This window comes from Verrucomicrobiota bacterium, from assembly GCA_016871495.1.
In the GTDB taxonomy this organism is placed as follows: domain Bacteria; phylum Verrucomicrobiota; class Verrucomicrobiia; order Limisphaerales; family VHDF01; genus VHDF01.
This window is the reverse complement of the sequence record VHDF01000054.1, coordinates 13768-30963: the sequence shown is the minus strand read 5'-3', so window position 1 is coordinate 30963 and position 17196 is coordinate 13768. Positions and strand designations below refer to the sequence as shown.

The 17196-nt window shown below is 61.3% G+C and carries 13 protein-coding genes and 1 tRNA gene; 8 read left to right on the top strand and 6 right to left on the bottom strand.

Going from position 1 to position 17196, the window contains the following annotated elements; genetic code table 11:
• Window positions 1–101: 101 nt before the first annotated feature.
• Complete coding sequence (locus FJ404_12630) at window positions 102–281, bottom strand: hypothetical protein (GenBank protein ID MBM3823710.1); 180 nt, start codon at window positions 279–281, stop codon at window positions 102–104.
• A 472-nt stretch (window positions 282–753) separates the two neighbouring features.
• Here FJ404_12630 and FJ404_12625 point away from each other — a divergent pair, with 472 nt between their 5' ends.
• Together FJ404_12625 and FJ404_12620 are read left to right on the top strand one after the other, a co-directional pair.
• Window positions 754–1296, top strand: coding sequence for a hypothetical protein (locus FJ404_12625; protein ID MBM3823709.1), 543 nt, complete (start codon window positions 754–756; stop codon window positions 1294–1296).
• Window positions 1293–2303, top strand: a complete 1011-nt coding sequence (locus FJ404_12620) for a M23 family metallopeptidase (protein ID MBM3823708.1) — start codon at window positions 1293–1295, stop codon at window positions 2301–2303. Before FJ404_12625 ends, FJ404_12620 begins: the two co-directional genes overlap by 4 nt.
• Window positions 2304–2305: 2 nt before the next feature.
• Here the strand turns inward: FJ404_12620 and FJ404_12615 are convergent, their stop codons facing one another.
• From FJ404_12615 to FJ404_12605, 3 genes are all read right to left on the bottom strand, one after another.
• Window positions 2306–5470 (bottom strand): hypothetical protein, encoded by a 3165-nt coding sequence (locus FJ404_12615; protein ID MBM3823707.1) that lies wholly within the window; start codon window positions 5468–5470, stop codon window positions 2306–2308.
• 102 nt (window positions 5471–5572) lie between these two features.
• Complete coding sequence (locus FJ404_12610; GenBank protein MBM3823706.1) at window positions 5573–7249, bottom strand: ribulokinase; 1677 nt, start codon at window positions 7247–7249, stop codon at window positions 5573–5575.
• Window positions 7250–7265: 16 nt separating this feature from the next.
• The gene (locus FJ404_12605) at window positions 7266–8453 is read right to left on the bottom strand and encodes a DUF5009 domain-containing protein (protein MBM3823705.1); all 1188 of its coding nucleotides are present in this window, start codon (window positions 8451–8453) and stop codon (window positions 7266–7268) included.
• 115 nt (window positions 8454–8568) lie between these two features.
• Between FJ404_12605 and FJ404_12600 the strand changes: the two genes are divergently transcribed.
• The 6 genes from FJ404_12600 (at window position 8569) to thiH (ending at window position 15400) form a co-directional block, all read left to right on the top strand.
• Window positions 8569–8644 (top strand) — tRNA-Val (locus FJ404_12600).
• A 23-nt stretch (window positions 8645–8667) separates the two neighbouring features.
• On the top strand, window positions 8668–10104 hold the full coding sequence (locus tag FJ404_12595) for a potassium transporter KtrB (protein MBM3823704.1): 1437 nt from the start codon (window positions 8668–8670) through the stop codon (window positions 10102–10104).
• Between the two features lie 11 nt (window positions 10105–10115).
• Window positions 10116–10811, top strand: coding sequence for a TrkA family potassium uptake protein (locus FJ404_12590; GenBank protein MBM3823703.1), 696 nt, complete (start codon window positions 10116–10118; stop codon window positions 10809–10811).
• A gap of 406 nt (window positions 10812–11217) precedes the next feature.
• Window positions 11218–12423, top strand: a complete 1206-nt coding sequence (locus FJ404_12585; GenBank protein ID MBM3823702.1) for a UPF0261 family protein — start codon at window positions 11218–11220, stop codon at window positions 12421–12423.
• A gap of 82 nt (window positions 12424–12505) precedes the next feature.
• On the top strand, window positions 12506–14167 hold the full coding sequence (locus FJ404_12580; protein ID MBM3823701.1) for a putative manganese-dependent inorganic diphosphatase: 1662 nt from the start codon (window positions 12506–12508) through the stop codon (window positions 14165–14167).
• A 15-nt stretch (window positions 14168–14182) separates the two neighbouring features.
• Window positions 14183–15400, top strand: coding sequence for a 2-iminoacetate synthase ThiH (gene thiH / locus FJ404_12575; protein MBM3823700.1), 1218 nt, complete (start codon window positions 14183–14185; stop codon window positions 15398–15400).
• On the opposite strand, the gene FJ404_12570 is transcribed toward thiH, so the two are convergent.
• Entirely contained in the window at window positions 15387–16019 is a 633-nt protein-coding gene (locus FJ404_12570) for a redox-sensing transcriptional repressor Rex (protein MBM3823699.1), read from the bottom strand. The two genes, thiH and FJ404_12570, sit on opposite strands and share 14 nt — an antisense overlap.
• A 15-nt stretch (window positions 16020–16034) precedes the next feature.
• Window positions 16035–17087 carry a 3-deoxy-7-phosphoheptulonate synthase gene (locus tag FJ404_12565; protein ID MBM3823698.1) on the bottom strand — a complete coding sequence of 351 codons (1053 nt, stop codon included), beginning with the start codon at window positions 17085–17087 and terminating at the stop codon, window positions 16035–16037.
• Window positions 17088–17196: the final 109 nt, after the last annotated feature.

Genomic DNA, 17196 nt, shown 5'->3' with positions numbered 1-17196 from the left:
GGCCCATCGGACGGAGTGATGATCGCGCTGGGAGTAAACTCAGGAACACCCGGCCGGCTTGATCGAGCAGGCCATTCGAAATTCGGCGGGAGTTCACGCGCTCATCTGAGCAAGCCGTCGTTCAAAAGGAAAGTGCAGGAAATGGGAGCGACGGGAAGGCCGTGCATCCCGATGTTGTTGGTAGGGCGGGCCTGTCCCAGCCCGCCGCCCACTGGATGCAAAACATCATGCTCCGGCGGCGCGCCGGGACGGACGCGCCCTACCTGCATCACCGGCAACATCGGGATGCACCGACGGGAAGGTGATCGCTGGCGGAGGCATCAAGACACGGTGGATCGAAGTCCGATAATTCAGCTATTCTACTGAAGTCAGTGCCATCCGAAGCCCTCTTCCTGCTCAATGGCTCGGTGTGAGAACCGCCGGGAAACGGCCGGCGGGAGGAGACTCTGCTGCACCGAACATCGGCGGGCGGGCCAGAGCAGGATCAAGAGAGCGGCCCGACGATGGTTGATCATGGATCCGATTCAGGATGCACCGACTGGAGAATGAGGAAAGCCGCCGTGGGGACGGCGGCTTCGTGAACAGGGACGGAAATTGTTCGACCCAGACTGCGGCTATTTCGCGGTCTTCTTCGTCTTGGCCTTTGCCTTGAGGCGCTTGTTGTAAGCCTGGCGCCGGGCGCGTTTCTGGATCTTGTTCGATTGCTTCATAGAACTTTACTTTGCCACTTCAATTGAGTTGGGTAGGCGGACTATGATGTTTCGCCTTCGGGGCTTCAACCTCAATCTCCTCGTCGTCGCGGTCCTGGCCTCGGCGTCGGCCTGCGGCTGCGGTACGACGGTTGAGAGGAAACAGAAAAAGGAAATGACGTTGCTGCGCCTGCATCTTGAGACTTCTTCCGACAAGGTGCCCTACACTTCCAATGTTTCCGTGCTGCGCGCATCGCCGATTCAGATGGTCATTCACAATCAGTCCTTTCTTGACGAGCGCTCCATCATCGAGGCTGCGCTGGTGGACTTGGGGCATGGGTTCGCGATTCAATTGCAATTCGATCAACGGGGGCGATTCCATCTGGAGACCATCACGCAGGCGGCCCGCGGCCAGCGTATCGCGATTTTTAGCGAGTTCGGGGAAATGCGATGGCTGGCGGCCGTCAAGATCGTTCAGACGGTCACCGACGGCATTCTCACGTTTACTCCGGACGCCAGTCGCGAAGAGGCGGAACGGATTGTGCGCGGATTGAATAATTTCAAGAGACGCCAAAACAAGACCGAGCACTTTCCCGAAAAGTCGTGAAGACCGCGCTGCTGGGGTTGACTGTTTTTGGGTGGTTCGCGATCACGGGCGCCGCCGCCCCGCCGTTTCGCTTTCCGACCGCCAACCAGGCCCTGCTCGAACCGGGCGGCGAGGCACGCTTTTTTGTCGGCACCGCCGGCTCAAGCTGGACTTCCGGCACTTTCGGGTGCGTTCGGTCGGGCGGATCCCGCGTGCACGAAGGCATCGACATTCGCGCCGTCTCGCGGGACCCACAGGGAGAACCCCTCGATCCAGTCTGGGCCTCCGCGGAGGGCGTCGTCGTTCACGTGTCGCGGCACTCCGGCTTGTCGAACTATGGGAAATACGTGGTCCTGAGACACCGCATCGAGGGGTTGGAAGTGCTGACGCTCTACGCCCATTTGAGCGAAATTCGAGCGGGATTGAAGAATGGAGTCGGGGTCAAGTCGGGCGAGGTGCTCGGCCGCATGGGCCGCACCACCAACACGCGTGAACGCATCTCCAAAGACCGGGCGCATCTGCATTTCGAAGTGGATCTCTTGGCGAGCCCACGGTTTGCGGAATGGTTTCGAAAACATCTGCCGGGACAAACGAATGATCACGGACTCTACAACGGCAGGAACCTTCTGGGGCTGGATCCGAGATGGCTCTTTCTCGCCCAGGCCGAGCATGGCCATCAGTTCAGTTTGCTGCGATTCCTCAGGTCGCAGCCGATGATGTTTCGCGTGCGCCTGCGCGACGCGGCATGGGCCTGGGCCCAACGCCAGCCCGCGCTCGTCCAGTGGGATCGCCCCATCGAACCATCGGCCATCGCGGGTTACGACGTGTGGTTTAACTTCAACGGTGTGCCCTTCAAATCCGTTCCCCGAACCCAACAAGAACTCGGACCGGGAACGTCCGTCGAGGTGCTCGAAGTGAATCAGGATGAGCGTCTCAAACACCCCTGCCGCCAGTTGGTCCGGAAGGAGGGGGCGCGATGGGTGCTCGCTCCGGCGGGCCTTTCACTCCTCGATCTGCTCCGGCGCTGAAACTATCGGACCATGCCGGGAACAGCAGTTGCCGGTTTGGGGATTGCCGGCGGCTCGTAAGACCACACCCAGTCGTCCCCTGCACCCGGCCTGTCCGGCGGTTCAATTTGGAGGTTGGGTCCGGATCCCCGAATTTCGAACAACCCGTTCGTGAGGATTCGATAATGAAGGGGCAATCCCCGTTGAATATCCTTCGGTATCCCCCCGGGCAAGGGGGGCGTCAATGCCTCGAGACTCAAGGGGAACGCCCCCTGCCGCTGCCGGTGAACCTCCAAGGCGCAAGCCAGGACGGCTTGATGGATCGAAGTTTGAGCGAACACGACCGACGTCGAAGTGGCATTCACCCAAGGAAAGGGAGCGAGGATCTGCACGGTTGCGTACTCGAGTCCAATGGAATTCATCATGTTCCAGAGTTCATGTGACTCCTCCACGCGTTGGCGTTCCACATCGACTCGGGACATCGCCAGTTCCACGCCCCGATAGAATTCCAACAACTTCGTGTATTTGCCGAGCCAGCTTGACGGGATGCGGGCATGTTGAATCGAGGGATCGTCCAGGAGAATTCGATCGGCGTGGGCCCAGGCGATTCTCATGATGGCGTTGGTATTGAGTCGGAGGAGATTCACCGAGGCCAGTTCGGTCTGAAGTTTCGTGAGATGAGAGGATTTCCACTTTCGCTCCGCCAACCCGTCAAAAACCGGCTGGAGTCCCTGCAGCAGAATTCCGTGTGCGGCCAGGGATGAATGTTGGTGAATGGAAGTTGAGGCGATGCGCGCCAGCCGAAGGGTTCCCAGCACGTCCTCGAACGCTTCATCCGTGCGATCCTGGGCCACGCGAACGGAAGCGCGCAAACTGAGCAATCCTCCCATTCTCAGGAGACGCAGCATGGCAACCGCGTCCTTGGAGAATACCGCTGCGTGGTTCTGCGTCCCCAGGGAGCGATAATGGGTTCGCGTCTTTGAATCGAGGTTGATCTGGTCCAAGAGCTTTCCGGCCGCCGCCATTTTTTCCTCCAATTCAAGGGCTGCGGAAACGCGGCCCGTTTCCTTGTTCCCACTGCTCCCCCAGGTTCCAAGAATACCTTCCAAATCAGCCTTCTGATGTTTGCTCCATCGAGCCGGGATCGGGGAGGCCTGCAAGTAAGCCGGCGACTCGTCGATTCTCGCCGTCAAGTCGCCGCCATTGGACTCAAGCCACCGGGAGTAAGCCGGGCCTTGGGCGAAATTCAAGTGATCCCCGGGATCCGGAGGAGCCATCGACGCATACGTTTGCCTCGGGCCCGGCCCTTCGATCCGTTGCCGAACCGCCTCCCAGCGAGACTTGGCTCGCGAGGTGTAAATCGCCTGCAAGACGTAGTTCGCCGATGCCAGCAAAGCCATCGTGACCACGGCGTAGCCCATCCATCGCATCAAGGTCGGCCCATGGATGCCACGCTCCTTGAACGCCTCCTTCTCGGACACCACGAGGCTGAAATAGCGCCACCAACGGTGCCGGCCCCACAAGGACAACATCAAAGCATGCCCGAATCCAAAGCACGCTGCGAGCCAGAGTCCGAGCGGCAAAGTGTTTTCTTCGGGTCCTTTGAAGACGCCTGCTGTATCGAGGAAGTAACAAGTGACTCCAAATCCGATCCAGGGCGGCACGAGCGCCAGAACCATGGCGGCCAAGGGAGCCAATCCGGTATGCTTCATCCGCAAACCCAGCCATCGACCGACCCAGCCGATCGCCACCCAATTGGCGGCCAACACGAACCAAGCCATGATCATGATCCGTCCCACAAAATAAGGTAGCCACTGGTTGACCGGGTGCGCCGCCAGCGGAACCACCAGGCAGTCGAACAAGTATTGGGGGAAGCTGGTGCTGCTGAATGGGCCTGCTCGCTGGCTGAACTCGGTGAAGAAAAGTTGGGCGATATGATAGACAAAGAAAAGATGAACCAGCGTGGCGAAAACAGCCGGAGCAAAAAGGGCTCGCGCGAAAGCCATCCACAGTCCGCGTGAGAACGACCGCAACCCAAGCGGGGTGCTCAAAATGAGCTCCAAGGCGCCCGTCTGCCGATCTTCCGCGACACGATGGGATGCCGCCAGTCCCGCCTGGTACGCGGTCCAAAGATGCAGCAAGACCGCCAGGCCAAACCACGTCATGGTGTGTCCGATCAGCGATCCGAAGGCGGGCCCGGCTTTGAATTGCGCCGCGGCAAATTTCGTCACCACCCCCAAATTCAGAAGAATCAGCAGCACGGCGGCGGCGAGAAAAAGTTTCGACCCGATTCGGCTCCGGCCTCCGAGCCAGAAGATCGGGTGGAGGTCCAGCATGCGAGTTCTCCAGGCCGCCTGGCGGGCGCTTCGGCCGCCCCCGGTCGCCGCCGTTCGCGACTTCAACACGGTGAACAGCGCGTGAATCCCCGCCGAGTCCCGCCAGCTCCGGGAGAGTTCAAGGAGGGCCGCGAACAGTAATACCCAGCCCATGGCATGAACCATTCCCACCGAGGCCAGGTTTTCCCAAGGCTTGACCGTCATTCTCCAGATCGGAGTGCCCACCAAGTACCAAGGACTCAACATGCTTGTGAGATCCACGGCCCATGGAGGAAACTTGAAGTGCCGGAGCAACTCGGCCAGGGCGGTCAGGCCTGGAGCACACAGCAACGCCAAGGCCAGGGAAAGTCCGATCGCCATGTGCTGCCTGGAGTTGATCACGGAGATCGCGAGTCCCAGGGTGGTTCCAAACCACATCGCGTTCAACAAACTCAGGATGGTCCAGGCGAACTGATTGAAAGTAATCCCCCCCAGCAGCATGGGGACCGCGAGCATGGGAAAGATCGCCAGCAATCCATAGGCTCCCACGCCGGCGTGCGTCACCAGTTTGCCCGCCATGACCTCCAGCGTTCGCAAATCGGTCAGGAACAGCAAGCCGAGGGTGCCGTCGCGCCGCTCCGCGCTGATGGCGTCGGCCGCGCGGGCCGCGGAGACCAGGAGGCAATAGTAGAATGCGACGTGCGACATGGCCGTAAAGACCCGGGGAATCGCAGCGGCGTGCTTGTATGCGTCGAACAGCCAGAAGAGCCAGAGCATGAGCACGAACGCTGTCAGCGCCGTGAGCCAGCGGAGGGTGAATGTGGAGCGGCGCTTGGCCGCAGCCCGAAATTCCCTGGCGGCGACGATCAACATGGGTTCTCAAGGCCTCTGCCCGCCACTAGCCCAGGGGGGAAGGGACGGCCAGTCCAGGCCATGGCACTTTGGGAAAGATGCGGGCTCGCCGTGGTCAACGGTTCACAGATTCCTCACTCGATCCCTGATTTCAAGCAGGCGCTTCATGACGGCGCCCATATCCAGGGCGGTTTGGCTGGTTCCAAACGCGTCGTGGAGGGCACGGTAAAGTGGAAACAACTCCTGATAGACCTGGGCGGAATCCGGATTCGGATCGTAGGTGGCAGACTTGACGCCGGTCATGGCGGCGCATGCAGCCGGGACTGAAGGATGCAGGCCTGCGACCACCGCTCCGGCGATGGCCGCTCCCAATGCGCAGGTTTGGCTCGACCTGGAGATGCGCATCGGCCGTCCCGTCACATCGGCGTAGATCTGCATGACCAAGGGGCTCTTCTCGGCGATGCCGCCACAGGTCACAACCTGTTCGACACGAACGCCAAAATCCTCGAAGCGCTCCATGATCATGCGGGCGCCAAAAGCCGTGGCTTCGATCAACGCCCGATAGATTTCGGCGGGCCTTGTCGCCAGGGTTTGACCCAGAAGCAAGCCCGTGAGCCTCTGATCCGCCAGCACCGTGCGGTTGCCATTGTTCCAGTCGAGCGCCAGCAACCCGGATTCCCCCGGCGCGAGTTGACCCGCTTCCATGGACAAACGATCGTGGGTCGCGCCGGCCGGCGCGATGCGATGCACCCACCAGTTGAACAAATCCCCCACCGCGCTTTGTCCGGCTTCCAGACCGTAGTAACCCGGGAGCACCGACCCCGGCACCATGCCGCACAATCCGGGCACGTCAGGCAGGGGAGGGTCCAATGGCGCCACCATGATATCGCACGTGGATGTGCCCAGAATCTTGACCAACACGCCCGGGCGGATGCCGGACCCCACGGCGCCGAAATGGGCATCCAGCGCGCCCACGGCCACCGGCATGCCTCCCGGCAATCCAAGTTGGGCCGCCCAAGGATCCGTCAGCCGTCCGGCCGGTTCGTTCATGGACTTGGCGCGTACCCCGCCCAAAGGCTTCCGAAATCGGGCCAACTCCGGATGCAATCCGCCCAGAAATGAGTCGCTGGGATAGCCGCCCCAAGCGTCGTGATACAGTCCCTTGTGACCGGCCGCGCATCGGTTTCTCGAGGGCTGAGACTCGGTGCCGGTCAAGACCGCCGGGATCCAATCCGACAACTCGATCCAATGCGACGCCGCCCGGGAAACTTCCGGAGCCTGACGCGCGCAATGCCACATTTTCGCCCAGAACCATTCTGACGAATAGGTGCCTCCGCATTTCGCCAAATACTCGGGATGTTCGCGCTTGGCTTGCTTCGTCAAACTCGCCGCTTCTTCCGTGGCGGTGTGATCCTTCCACAACCAGGCCATCGCATGAAGATTGTTCGCGAATCGATCCTGAAACGCGAGCGGACGGTGATCAGGGCCGATGGGCAGGGGAGTGCTGCCCGTGGCGTCGATGCCGATTCCGGCCACCCGGGCGGGTTCGAACGCGGGATCGGCTTGACGGGCCAGCTCCAACGCGGCTTGCACCGCCTTTTGGGTGCCGTCCAAGTAATCCCGCGGATGCTGCCGGGCCAGATCCGGATTGCGCGCCTCGAGCAGGATTCCTTCTTCTCCCGACGCGTAAGCGGCAACGGCGGATGCGATTTCGGCCCCGTCCTCGGCGCGGACGATCAAACAGCGGACCGAGTTGGTCCCATAATCCAATCCCGCGGCATAACGAGTGTCGTTCGGCATAGCGTGATCCCAAGGCTCAAATGCGGAGATAAATTCTCCGCCGATGCATCCAGTATAACATCAGCCAAAGCACGAGAAAAATCGCGGCCCCCTGAACCAGGGGTTCATACGTCGCGCCGAAAACCTTGAAGGCGTTCGGTCCCAGAAATGTCCTCAGCGTCGAGCGAATCCATCCGCCAAAGAGATGGTCCATGCCATAAGCCGCGATGGAGTTCATGCCCACCACCCGCAAGGGCGAAGCCCACCAGTCGCACCTGCGCAAATCAATCACCGTGTAAAACCCGGCCAACAACAGAAGGCAAAAACCGCCGCTGAACAGGGTCCAACTCGGAGTCCAGATTTTTTTCACGACCGGGCAGACGCCCAGCGCCCCGAGGGACCATCCCAACGCCAGGCAGGACAATCCCGCGAGGGCGAGCCACTGTGATTTGGCGCCCGCTGGGCGCGGCCCCTTCAAGACTCCGCCCGCGATCAACCCCAGCATCATGGTGGCGAGAGTTGGAATGAAGCTGAGGGTCGCGTAGCCGCCGCCGTTGTAGAGGAAGGGGCGCTCGCGCGGGAAGAGATTGAGGAACCAGGTGTCGAAGGCCCAAGCCAAGTTCGAATTCTTGTTCCAATGGGATTCAAATCCCTGCATCAGATGCGGCCATCCCTTGGCCACCCCCACGGCGGCATAGTCGAAATTCGACCCCGGAGCCGGGTAAAGGGCAAAGGCCGCCCAATAACCTAGAAGCAGCCCTGCCATGATGGCCCACTGTTCCCTCGCGGGTCTGAATCCCGCCAGGAACAAGAAGACGTATCCCAATCCGATCTGAGAGAGCGTGTCCTCGAAAGTGAAGTTGGGTTGACTGCGGCCCAGTGAACGCAAAAACACCCCGAGGAACGTCAAAGCCAGTGCGCGTCCCATCGCATGCCCGAACATGGAAGCGAAAGATTGGCCGCGTGCGGACCGGGACGCGATGGAGAAGGGCAGGGAAACTCCGACCAGGAAGGAGAAAGAGGGCTGAATCAAATCATGCAGCGAGCAGCCAATCCAGTCCACGTGCGATTGATGGAAACACAGGAACTTCCAAAATGCGCTTTCCGGCAGATTGGAGGAGACGGCGCACAGCCGCAGCACCTCGCCCATCATCAAGCACATGACAAAACCCCGGTAAACGTCAACGGAACCGAGACGCGGCGCGGAGGCAGGGGAGGAATTCATGGCACGAAGTGCCTGGATTCAAACATGACGCTGGCCGGGAATCAATCGGATCCGCCCCGAACTCCGCGCTTGCCCCGGCTCGTGGCGGGGCGGTACAAGATGGCCCCGTTCGGTCGGGCGATTGGCGCAGTGGCTAGCGCGACTGCCTTACACGCAGCAGGTCGGGGGTTCGAGTCCCTCATCGCCCACCAGCTCTCGTTCTCCGACGGACCTCATGGACCCTACTCTCGTGTACTTGATGGAAGGTGGCCGCAAGTCAACCTTTCGGGAGCCGATGGCGCGTTTTCCCAGAAAGGACACGGATCTTCGACTCATCCCCCTTGGGTTCGTCGTGCTGATCGCGACCGGCACCTTGCTGCTCGTTTTGCCGTGGGCGCACCAACCGGGGGCAAGCCTGAGCTTTTTGGACGCGTTGTTCCTCTCGACCTCCGCGGCCTGCGTCACGGGATTGAGCACGGTGAACGTGGCGGAGACGTTCAATCTTTTTGGACAAGTCGTCCTCCTGATGCTGATCCAGCTTGGAGGCTTGGGGATTCTCACAGCGGGGATTCTGCTCGTTTTGGTCAACGGGAGCCGGCTGACTTTCGCCGACGAACAGTCGATCCAAGCCGCGGTCGGAAAGCAAAAGCGGGCTCGACCTTTTGATGTCTTCATTTACGCCTGCTTGTTCGTGTTGATCATCGAGGTCACGGGGGCGCTGGCGCTTTTCCTGTCCTTGTCGAAATCGCACCCGGGCATCCCTCCCGGCCGGCATTTGTGGGAAGCCGTTTTCCATGCGGTGAGCGCGTTCTGCAATGCCGGCTTTTCCATTTATCCCGAGGGACTGTTGCGGTGGAACCGGGCTCACGACCGTCTCTTGATCACCTCCCTGCTGGTGATTGCGGGAGGGATTGGACTGATGACCCTGATCAATCTGCGTTACTACTATTTTTGGCGACGGGATCCGCGGAAGAGGGGATCCTTGACCTTGCAAAGCAAAGTGTCGCTGGTTTCCGCGGCCGGCTTGCTGGTTGCGGGAACGGTGGTGTGCTGGCTGTTCGAGATTGGACACACGCTGAAGCATGCCTCCGGGATCGAGCAGCTATCCTGGTCTTTCTTTCATTCGGCCATGACGCGCACGGCGGGCTTCAACACCGTGGACGTGGGCGCGATGGACGGTCCCACGCTGCTTGTCACGATCGGACTCATGTTCATTGGCGGTGCACCGGGTTCCATGGCGGGGGGCATCAAATCCGTGACCTTTGTGGTTCTGATCCTGACCGCGTGGTCGGCTTTGAGACGACGGGATGAGATTCAGTTCTGGCATCGCCGACTCCCTTCAAGGGTGTCGTTCGTCGCCACCATGGTTTCCTTGCTCAGCGCCGTGATCATCGTGGCTGGATTCGGTCTCATGCTGATGGCGGAACAAGGTCAGCCGGCGGCGCAAACCCGCCACGGCTGGCTCGCGATGGTGTATGAGGTGGTTTCCGCGTTCGGGACGGTGGGTTTGAGCACGGGGGTCACGCCGCTTTTGACCCCCGCGGGCAAAGGGATTATCATCGCACTCATGCTGACCGGACGCATTGCTCCTCTCATGCTTGCCATGTATCTGGCCCGGCCCCCGGCGCCGATCCGGGTTCGGCATCCACGCGAAGAGCTTGCGGTGGGTTGACAGGCTAGACTATGGCTCGACGATTTCTCATCATAGGCGTAGGACGCTTTGGCGCTCAACTGGCCTCGCGACTTTCGGAATTCGGCTGTGATGTGTTGCTAGCCGATCGGGATCCGGATCGGGTTGAAGATTTGGTGCAGGACGGTTTTCATGCCGTGGAAGTGGACGCGGAAGACCAGGAGGCGCTCAAGGAGGCCGGCGTGCAGGAGGCGGACGCCGTGGTGGTCTGCATCGGGGATAACATGCAGGGCAGCATTCTGACGACGTTGCTCTTGAAGGAACTCAAAGTCAGGCAATTGATCTGCCGCGCCGTGGATGCGAAGCACGCGACGGTGTTGGAGAAATTAGGCGCTGATTTGGTGGTGCTGCCCAACCGGGATGTGGCGAACCGCCTGGCGGAGCGTTTGCGGGATAATCTCGGCAGCGATCGGCAGCAACTTTGCGGGGATTATCAACTCGCTCAGATCCGCCTCAGTTCCGCATTGGACGGTCGCGCTTTGGCGGAAGCCGGTCTGCGGGGGCGATTTCACGTGAACGTGGTTCTGCTGACCCGCGAGCGTCCGGATGGTACCATTCATTCCATCGAACCGGACCCGAACGAGGTGATGCGATCCGGGGATATTCTGTTTGTCTCCGGATTGCGGGAGAATTTGAATCGATTTGAGCGCGAATGCGGCTTGTCGATGGGGGTGAAGGGAAATGAATGAAGGCAGGTTTCAGGGGCTGCCAACGAGGCGAGAGCGGATTCACGCCGGATCCGGCTGTAACGAGGATCCGGTGCATCCGCAAGGGGTCGGGGCGCGCCGGTCACGGCGCTTGCGCTCGCGCCCATCGGCCGCGGCGATCTCCTCCCGTTTCATGGCCCGCCCTGGGTGAATGCCTTCGCCCTGGCAGCACCCTTGCCCGTTGAACCTGCCCTGCCCCTTTGAAGACACGCCTTGAAGTGGCGTGAACGCCGCGCCCCGACGCTGCTGCGCGCAGCACCGTCAACCTGTGGATGCTCGGACGAGGATTAGGGAATTCGGAGCAGGGTTGCCTGGGCGGTGAGAATCGGTAAAGTCCACGCAGCGCCGTTCCGATTCCGGAATCGAACCGGCGCCGACTGACAAGCTTATGGCAACCATCGCGGTCTTGGGGACCTTCGACACCAAAGGGGCGGAGCACGCCTATGTGGCGGATTTGATCAGAAAACGAGGGCATCATCCTCTGCTCGTGGATGTGGGTGGATTCGGAGAACCGCAGATTCAAGCCGACGTCAGCCCCCCGATGGTTGCCCGCGAGGCGGGTTTTGATTGGGCGGCGCTGAAGGCCCAGAAAGATCGTGGGGAGATGGTGGCTGCTTTCGCGAAAGGCGCCGAGCAAGTGGTCGGCAGGCTCGCGCGTGAAGGCCAAATCCAAGGGGTCATTTCACTGGGGGGAGGCGGCGGCACGGCCATTGCCACGACCGCGATGCGGGCGCTTCCCGTGGGGTTTCCCAAAGTCATGGTGACCACGCTCGCCAGCGGGAACACCGCGCCCTATGTGGGTTCCAAGGACATCGTTCTCTTCCCGAGCATCGTCGATGTAGCCGGATTGAACCGGGTGTCTCGGGTGATTCTGGCGCGTGCCGCCGGGGCCATTTGCGGCATGGTGGAGACCTCGCCCCCCCCCGCCTCCGACCGACCGGTGATTGTGGCGAGCATGTTCGGGAACACGACCGATTGCGTCCAGGCGGGCCGGAAGATTCTGGAAGACGCGGGATACGAAGTGCTGGTTTTCCATGCCACCGGGACGGGTGGCCGGACGATGGAATCCTTGATCGAGTCCGGTCTCGCGGCCGGTGTGTTCGATGTCACCACGACGGAGTGGGCCGACGAGCTGGTGGGCGGCATTCTCACTGCGGGTCCGACGCGATGTGAGGCGGCCGCCAAGGCGGGAGTGCCCGCGGTGCTGGCTCCGGGGTGTTTGGACATGGTGAATTTTGGACCGCCTGAGACGGTCCCCGCCCGTTTCCAAGGACGACGGTTCTACCGGCACAACCCCCAAGTCACCCTCATGCGCACCACCCCGGAGGAATGCGCCGAGCTGGGGCGGATCCTGGCGGAGAAGGCCAACCTTTCGCGCGGACCGGTGGCAGTCCTCCTTCCTCTGCGCGGCATCAGCGTGATCAGTGCAGCGGGCGGGAGTTTTCATGATGCCCGCGCCGATGAAGCCCTTTTCGACGCGATACGCCGGCATCTTCGGCCTCATGTGGAGAGGGTGGAAGTGGACGCGGCGATCAACGATCCCGTCTTTGCGGAACGCGCCGCGCAGGTGTTGCTGCGTTATTTACGGAGCTAATTGCTTGTCGATGCGGGGGGGGCGGGCGAATCTTCGCGCGCGGATGAACGCGTCCTGTTCTCAACCTGTCTGAATCCCGAACATGAGTGAAGTCTTGGTCATGGGGCATCGCAATCCCGACACGGATTCGATTTGCGCGGCCATTGGTTACGCCGATTTCAAGCGACGCACCGGCATGCAGACCGCGGTCGCGGCTCGCTGTGGCGAGCTCAACGACCGCATTCATTTTGTGCTTTCGACCTTCGGGGCGGCGCCTCCGAAGTTTGTCGCGGACGTTTCCCCCAAAATCCGGGATGTCATGCAGTCGAATGTGGTCAGCGTGCCGCCGCGCACGACGGTGGCCGAGGCGTTGGGCATCATGGATGACCGGAACATCCGGGTGCTGCCCGTGCTGGACGCGGACTTGAAATGCAAGGGGCTGCTCTCGGTGTTCAAGATGAGCAAGTTCTTTTTTCCCTCGACGGCCAAGCCGCTGGCCTCCCGTCGTGTGCTGGCCACGATTGGAAATCTGGCCCGGACGCTCAACGCGAAGCCCGCCCACATGGTCGAGCCGGACCGCGAGGACGAGATGCAGTTGATGATCGCGGCCATGGCGCATGAGAATTTCGCCAAGCGCCTGGCCAGTTACAAACCCGCCGAGATCGTGCTTGTCGTGGGGGATCGCGCGGACATTCAATGGCTGGCCATTGACAAGAAGGTGCGCGTGGTGGTGATCACGGGCGGCCTGCCGATCGAAGAGCATCTGCTTGAATTCGCGCGGCGGAATGACGTGAGCGTGCTCCTTTCGCCCCATGATTCAGCGAGCACGGCGATGCTCTGCCGCGCCGCGATCACGGTCGATCACATGAGTCACGACAAGTTCCTCTCCTTCCGGGCCGAGGAGTCGATCGCGTCGGTGAAAGGCATGGCGGCCGCCTCCAAATTTCAGGCTTTTCCGGTCGTGGACGACAAGGCCCGCGTGGTGGGCATTCTTTCCAAGACCGACTTTTTGAAAAAGGTCCATCGCAAGCTGATTCTGGTGGACCACAACGAGCTGTCTCAGGCGGTGCATGGGGCCGATCAGGTGGAGATTCTTGAGGTCATCGACCATCACCGCATCGGCTCGTTTACCTCGGCGCAGCCGATCCTGTTCCGCAACGAACCCGTCGGCTCGACCAGCACGATCGTTGCCGAGGGATTCTTCCATCAACAGGTTGAATTGACTCCCGCCACGGCGGGGCTCCTGCTGGCCGGCTTGATTTCCGATACCCTCAACCTGACCTCGCCCACCACGACCGAGCGCGACGCGTCGGTCCTTTCGAAGCTGGAGCAGGTTTCGGGCATTCAAGCCGGAGAATTCACCGAGAAATTGTTCGCGTCGGGTTCCGTGCTCGTTTCCAAGACGCCCGATTTGGCGGTGGTGGCGGACTGCAAGGCATACGCCGAGAAGGGACGAACCTTCAGTGTGGCTCAAATCGAGGAGCTTGGATTCGACGCGTTTTGGAAACGGCGGGCTGAACTGACTCATGCCCTCGAGGAGCATCGGGCCGCGAAGGGATACCTTTTCTCCGCATTGCTCGTGACGGACGTCGTGCAACAAATCTCCTTGCTCCTCGTGGCTGGGCCGGCCGTGTACGTCGAGTCCATCGATTATCCCGAGATCGAGCCCGGCGTGTTCGAATTGGAGGGAGTCGTGTCGCGCAAGAAGCAGGCGCTCCCGTACCTGACTTCGCAGCTCGCCCTGGTCGAGCCGCGGCTGGCTTAAGCGGCGAAGGCGCCTATGGCATCCACGAGTTTTGCCGACGTCTTTCCCGCGCTGCCCCTGGCTCGATGGGCGGATCGCGCCCGGTCTTCCACCCCCGAGGAAGTCCGGTCGGCGTTGGCGTGCCAGTCTCCGCGTTTGGCGGATTTGCCAGCGCTTCTCAGCCCGGCCGCCGAGCCTTTTCTCGAGTGTTTATGCGCCCGTTCGCGGGATTCAACGCGTCAGCGTTTTGGGCGGACCATCCGGCTGTTTGCACCACTCTATCTCTCGAACGAGTGCATCAACAACTGTGCTTATTGCGGTTTTTCGCGGGACAACCCGATTCTAAGGGTAACGCTTTCCGTCGAGGAGGTCTTGAGAGAGGCGCGCGCGTTGAAGGCGCAAGGATTTCGGAATGTGCTGCTGGTGTCCGGCGAACACCCGCGCTTCGTTTCGGAGGGCTACCTCCGCGAATGTGTCCAAGCCGTGGCGGCGGAAGTGCCCGGGGTCTCCATCGAAGTCGGACCAATGGAGACGGACGAGTATCGTCCTTTGACGGGGGCCGGGGCGGAGGGATTGGTGGTTTACCAGGAGACCTACGATCCCGAAGTTTACGCTGCGATGCATACCGCCGGTCCCAAACGGGACTTCGGCTGGCGCCTCGCCACGCCGGAACGCGGATACGCCGCGGGATTCAAGCGTTTGGGCATCGGCGCCCTGTTCGGGCTCAGTGATTGGAGGTTCGAGGTGTTGTCCGTGGCGGCCCACGCGGATTACTTGCTCAAGCATTGCTGGAGGGCTCAGCTCACGATTTCCCTGCCCCGGCTGCGTCCCTGCGCGGGAGAGTTCGAACCGCTTTCACCGATGCCTGACCGCAACCTGGCGCAGACCGTGGCGGCGTTGCGGTTGGTGTTTCCCGACGTGGGTTTGGTGCTCTCGACTCGCGAACCGGCCCGATTACGGGACGGTTTGATTCCGCTCGGCATCACGCTCATGAGCGCGGGCAGCCACACGGAACCTGGAGGCTATGCCGGAACAGGACGCGACAAATTGCATCGCACCGAGCGCGGTCGGATGGTGGCGTTGGAATCCTCCGTGGACGACCCGCGGGCGACCGGCCAGTTCGACATTGCCGACCCGCGATCACCTCAGGCCATGGCGGCCGTGTTGCGCAGGCAAGGGCTTGATCCGGTTTGGAAGGATTGGGACACCGCGTTGTCCACCCCGGCGGGCCGGGAACCGGTTAAGTCTGAATGAAGTAACTGAGGTTTTCGAGCTCGATAGCCACATTGACGTTGTTGACCGTCACCTCCTCGGGCACGGAGAGCACAATGGGCGCGAAATTCAGAATGCCCCCGATGCCGCATCGAATCAGGCGATTGGCCACTTCCTGCGCCGCGGCGGCCGGCACGGTCAGGATCGCCATGCGCACTCCGCGATCCTTCAGAAAGGATTCCAATTCCTCCATGGGCAGGATCGGCTGGGTGACCGGCTTGTCAAGGCGGCGCTGAGGAGCGGCATCGAAAGCGGCGATGATTTCAAATCCCTCCTGCTCAAAGCCGCGATAGGCCAGGAGCGCCTGACCGAGATTGCCGATCCCGATGAGGATGACGGGTTGGAGACGGCTGGTTCCCAGCAGGCCGCCGATCATCTTGGCGAGTTGCTCGACGTCGTAACCCAGTCCACGCGTGCCGAATTGACCGAAATAAGTCAGATCTTTCCTGAGCTGGGACGATTTCACTCCGGCCGCCTTGGCCAGGGCTTCGCTGGAAACCGTGCGCAGATCGTTCTCCTTCAACCGCTGCAAGCACCGAAGATAAATCGAAAGGCGGTAAATCGTCTTGCGCGGAATTTCCGGACGCGGGGGTTTCTTCACGACGACAGGAGGCCTTTAAGACGCGGGAGCCAGACGTTCGAAAGTTTCCCAAACCAACGTTTCGGTCGTGGCCCAATCGATGCAGGAGTCGGTAATGGACTGCCCGTAGACCAAGCGGTCCTTGGGCTGCGGAAACGGCTGGGTCCCGGCGGCGAGATTGCTTTCGAGCATGGCGCCGATGACGCCCCGCTCGCCCGAGGCGCGATGCGCCACGATTTGGCGGTAGACCCCCGGCATGCTGGCGCAGTCCTTGCCGCAATTCGCGTGGCTGGCGTCGATCATGACCACCGGTCTCAGGCCGCCTTTCTGCAGCAAGCTCATGGCTTCCTTGACGGACTTGAGATCATGGTTGGGCCCGAGCTCTCCGCCGCGAAGGATGACGTGCGTGTCTGGATTGCCCGTCGTGGTCACCACGGAAGCCCGGCCCTCCTCGCTGATGCCAAGAAAAGTTTGAGTCTGACGCGCGGCTTTGATGGCGTTGATGGCTGGACGGATGTCGCCGCTGGTCGTGTTCTTGAATCCCACCGGCATGGAGAGGCCGGAAGCCATTTGCCGATGCGTTTGTGATTCCGTGGTCCGCGCTCCAATCGCCGTCCAACACGTGAGATCCGCGATGTACTGCGGGGTGATGGGGTCGAGCATTTCCGTGGCCGTGGGGACGTTCAGATCGATGACTTCACGCATGAAGTTTCGGGCGGCGCGCAATCCTTCCCCGATGTCACAAGAACCATCGAGATGGGGATCCATGATCAACCCCTTCCAGCCCACCGTCGTCCGCGGCTTCTCAAAATAAACGCGCATCACCAGCAGGAGGCGCTCGCTCACGCGGGGGATGAGGGCGGCAAGCTTGGCGGCATATTCCTTTCCGGCGCCCGTATCGTGGATGGAGCAAGGCCCGGTGATGAGGAGGAATCGCGGGTCTTGCCCGGAGAGAATCCGGGCGATCGATTGGCGCGACGCGGCGACGAAGGCGGAATGACGTTCCGTTCGCGGGATGTCGCGGGCCAGTTCGGCCGGCGCCGGCAGCGGCGTGTTGGACTGAATATGCGAGTCACTCACTCGTGTCATGCGCGGCGATCCTAGGCATCCTCCTGAGCCTCGGACAAGGGGCATGTTCGCGGGGGTCGCCGTGGGGGTCGCTTCGTGGCAATCCTTTCAAGGTTGAACTCACTGGAGG

Coding starts and splice junctions, on each gene's coding strand:
- FJ404_12565 (MBM3823698.1), bottom strand. CDS start 17,087: ATGACACGAGTGAGTGACTCGCATATTCAGTCCAACACGCCGCTGCCG.
- FJ404_12630 (MBM3823710.1), bottom strand. CDS start 281: ATGTTGCCGGTGATGCAGGTAGGGCGCGTCCGTCCCGGCGCGCCGCCG.
- FJ404_12595 (MBM3823704.1), top strand. CDS start 8,668: ATGGACCCTACTCTCGTGTACTTGATGGAAGGTGGCCGCAAGTCAACC.
- FJ404_12585 (MBM3823702.1), top strand. CDS start 11,218: ATGGCAACCATCGCGGTCTTGGGGACCTTCGACACCAAAGGGGCGGAG.
- FJ404_12605 (MBM3823705.1), bottom strand. CDS start 8,453: ATGAATTCCTCCCCTGCCTCCGCGCCGCGTCTCGGTTCCGTTGACGTT.
- FJ404_12610 (MBM3823706.1), bottom strand. CDS start 7,249: ATGCCGAACGACACTCGTTATGCCGCGGGATTGGATTATGGGACCAAC.
- thiH (MBM3823700.1), top strand. CDS start 14,183: ATGGCATCCACGAGTTTTGCCGACGTCTTTCCCGCGCTGCCCCTGGCT.
- FJ404_12580 (MBM3823701.1), top strand. CDS start 12,506: ATGAGTGAAGTCTTGGTCATGGGGCATCGCAATCCCGACACGGATTCG.
- FJ404_12625 (MBM3823709.1), top strand. CDS start 754: ATGATGTTTCGCCTTCGGGGCTTCAACCTCAATCTCCTCGTCGTCGCG.
- FJ404_12615 (MBM3823707.1), bottom strand. CDS start 5,470: ATGTTGATCGTCGCCGCCAGGGAATTTCGGGCTGCGGCCAAGCGCCGC.
- FJ404_12590 (MBM3823703.1), top strand. CDS start 10,116: ATGGCTCGACGATTTCTCATCATAGGCGTAGGACGCTTTGGCGCTCAA.